This is a genomic window from Eudoraea sp. (assembly GCF_049665975.1).
Taxonomy (GTDB): domain Bacteria; phylum Bacteroidota; class Bacteroidia; order Flavobacteriales; family Flavobacteriaceae; genus Eudoraea.
In genome coordinates this window covers 1-2,820 of sequence record NZ_JBATGR010000311.1, presented here as the reverse complement: position 1 = coordinate 2,820, position 2,820 = coordinate 1, and the positions used below count along the sequence as shown (strand labels likewise).

Annotated in this window: 5 protein-coding genes; 1 reads left to right on the top strand and 4 read right to left on the bottom strand. The window is 34.6% G+C overall.

The window, feature by feature from the left end:
- Positions 1–966, top strand: a 966-nt coding sequence (locus WBN20_RS11095) for an OmpP1/FadL family transporter (RefSeq protein WP_424281717.1), incomplete at its 5' end; no start/stop codon positions are given.
- Between the two features lie 157 nt (positions 967–1,123).
- Here WBN20_RS11095 and WBN20_RS11090 read toward each other — a convergent pair.
- From WBN20_RS11090 to WBN20_RS11075, 4 genes are all read right to left on the bottom strand, one after another.
- Positions 1,124–1,663 carry an SdpI family protein gene (locus tag WBN20_RS11090; protein ID WP_424281716.1) on the bottom strand — a complete coding sequence of 180 codons (540 nt, stop codon included), beginning with the start codon at positions 1,661–1,663 and terminating at the stop codon, positions 1,124–1,126.
- Positions 1,664–1,667: 4 nt separating this feature from the next.
- Entirely contained in the window at positions 1,668–1,922 is a 255-nt protein-coding gene (locus WBN20_RS11085) for an autorepressor SdpR family transcription factor (protein WP_424270990.1), read from the bottom strand.
- A gap of 198 nt (positions 1,923–2,120) precedes the next feature.
- Entirely contained in the window at positions 2,121–2,645 is a 525-nt protein-coding gene (locus tag WBN20_RS11080; RefSeq protein ID WP_424281715.1) for a DsrE/DsrF/DrsH-like family protein, read from the bottom strand.
- A 49-nt stretch (positions 2,646–2,694) separates the two neighbouring features.
- Complete coding sequence (locus WBN20_RS11075) at positions 2,695–2,793, bottom strand: TusE/DsrC/DsvC family sulfur relay protein (protein ID WP_424281718.1); 99 nt, start codon at positions 2,791–2,793, stop codon at positions 2,695–2,697.
- Positions 2,794–2,820: the final 27 nt, after the last annotated feature.

The window sequence follows — 2,820 nt, the reverse complement described above, 5'->3', positions numbered from 1 at the left end:
AAAGAAGGCAGCCGGCATACATTTGGTGCCTCAGCTTTTGGTATCAGTGGATTTGGGGTTACTTTTCCTGAAAGTACTACCAATCCAATAAATATGCCTCAAAGCATGGGAGGATTTGGCCGAATAGAATCTGATTATAGTTTACTGCAATTAGGTTTTACATATGCCTATCAATTATCGGATAAATTCTCAATAGGACTTCAACCAACTTTTAATTATGCAACTCTAAAATTAATCCCTAACCCTACCGCTAATCCTACGCTTGCCGGATATCCATCGACGGACAATTCTTCAGCTTTTGGTTTTGGAGGACAATTAGGTGTGTATTTTGATTCGGGTAACGGATTTTCAGCAGGAGCATCTTATAAAACCAAACAATCATTTGGCGATTTTAAATTAGATAACACTTACCTGGACGGAAGCACAGGTGAAAATGAATTCAAAATAGATTACCCTGGTATCTGGTCTGTAGGTCTTGGTTTTTCTCCCGGACAATTCGACCTGGCTTTGGATTACAGATATGTCGAATATGAAAACGCCGCCGGATTTTCTTCCGTGGGCTGGACGCCAACAGCTTCCGTGGCCGGATTTGGCTGGAAAAACATCAGCATAGTTTCTTTCGGAGTCCAGTTTAAAGGTGTGAACAGACTGCCATTACGACTTGGATACACCTATAGTTCAAATCCAATAGAAAGTGATGTTGCGTTTTTCAACGTACCCGCAACTGCCATCATTAAAAATGCATTTCAACTGGGCTTGAGCTATGAAATAAGTGATCGTTGGGCAATTGATGGAGTCTATCATATGGGCTTTAGTGGAGAAGCCACTTCAGGGCCTTTGCTTAATCCGCTGTTTATTGCCAGTTCGCCTCCTTATGGGGCCATTCCTGGCAGTGAAGTTTCCTATGATATGACAACTTCCATGATTATGGTTGGAGCGAGTTATAAATTCCTTAAAAAAAACTAGTTCAATAACAAAGAATAGTCTTATATGAAAACGGTGCCAATTATGGCACCGTTTTTTTTATTTTTTTAAATTTTAAGTATGAATATATAATCGGTATTAAAACTACTACCATTGTGATAATTATAAAGACGGTCAAATTAGACTGTCCATTTAAAATCTAACTTGAAAACACAACCATTAACCCCCCAATAAACCATATTTTACCTGCCAGTAAATGTGTTTCCTGCCAAACTGTGTCGTTTTCTAATGTCCAAGGTGTTCTTATACCAATAAAATAATTCGGCTTAATGGTTTTGAAATAGTTGCCGAGGATTGTATATAGCACTCCCATACTTAAAAGAATATAATTGGGATTTGTAAAGGACCTATTTTTTATAGAATAGATTATAAACAAAGCTAAGATTGACATAAATAGTGTTAATAGAGTCTTTATATTTTGATATTTATTTCCCATATTTTGTAGCTTGTTCTTGGGGTCAATTTTCGGAATTACCAAAAAAATTATATAAATAAGCAAAGGCAATAAAATTGGTATTAGGATGAGTTCAATTTTATCTCCATATCTGTCAATTTCTCCTTTAATGTTCCAATGCATTGGTACTTTCTCCGGCAATTGGTTCCATATATAGGCCAAATAAATAAATGGAATTAAGACAATTACAATAAGGGGTAATTCTTTTTTTAGTTTTGGGTTCATACCGTCATTTCTTTAAGTTGAGTATCCAATTCAATAAATCTTCTAAAATAGTTGTGTTTAAAGAGTATTCTACAAACTGACCTTTTTTTTCACTGGCAATCAAATCTGCTCTTTTTAAAATATCGAGATGATGAGAAATGCTTGGTTTTGAAATATTAAATTTATCTGCAATTTCCCCCGCGTTCATATCTTTTACTTTTAACAATTCCAAAATCTGCCTTCGTGTTTCATCATTTAGTGCCTTAAAGAGCGTATTCATTTTATATTTAGTTATTTAGATAAATATCTAAATATATTTTTGAATGACAAAATAATTCAGTAAATAAAGTAATCCTATTTCTTTAATAACTCAATTTTCTTATCCACAGCCAATTAAAAAACCCCGCCAAATTCATTTAGCAGGGTTTCAAAACAATCTATCAATGGAACCAAATTTATTTTGATTAGCTCAACTTATTTAAATAAACAATAAATGGGTGCCTTCTTCATTGGCTCTGCCGTAAAAATCCCCAATAGTTAATACCCCATCTAATTCATCAATTAAATCTTCTCTTTTCAGGTGGAACATGTCTATGGCCAGTTTACAACCCCATAGTTTACAACCGGAGTCTGATAATATTTCGAGGAACTCACCTATAGGAGGCATATCCAATTTTTCCATTTCCTTCTTCATCATCTTCGTGGCCAGTGCTTCAACACCTGGCAGTCCACCAAGCATTGTTGGCATATGTAATGCAGGATTACCTACGGTTGCAACACGTAAGTGCTCTAACTTTTTCTTTTGAATGGCTTCCAGTCCAAAAAATGTAAAAAATATTTCGGATTCAATACCTTCCATCCTGGCACCATTTGCCATAACAAATGCTGCATATGCATTTTCTATGGTACCCTTGGAAAGAATAAAAAGCATTTTTTTTACTTTAGTTCCGCCCTTCTCTTTTTCTTTAGTTTCGCTTATCTCTTTCAAATTATTTTCGCTCATGACTTTTTTATTAATGATTTTACTAAAATCTTATATAAACTTTTGTTCTTTAAATACAACTTTTAGGTTTTGGTACACCCGCAATTTTTGTTGAAATTTTTAAAGGTCCACCAGGAAATAGTGCGTAGAATTCTTTTATATTCAGCACACCACTTTTTTTAATGCCCCTTATCGA

What these genes read in the sequence shown, in the direction of transcription:
- WBN20_RS11090 (WP_424281716.1), bottom strand. Translation starts at nt 1,663, where the DNA reads ATGAACCCAAAACTAAAAAAAGAATTACCCCTTATTGTAATTGTCTTA.
- WBN20_RS11085 (WP_424270990.1), bottom strand. Translation starts at nt 1,922, where the DNA reads ATGAATACGCTCTTTAAGGCACTAAATGATGAAACACGAAGGCAGATT.
- WBN20_RS11080 (WP_424281715.1), bottom strand. Translation starts at nt 2,645, where the DNA reads ATGAGCGAAAATAATTTGAAAGAGATAAGCGAAACTAAAGAAAAAGAG.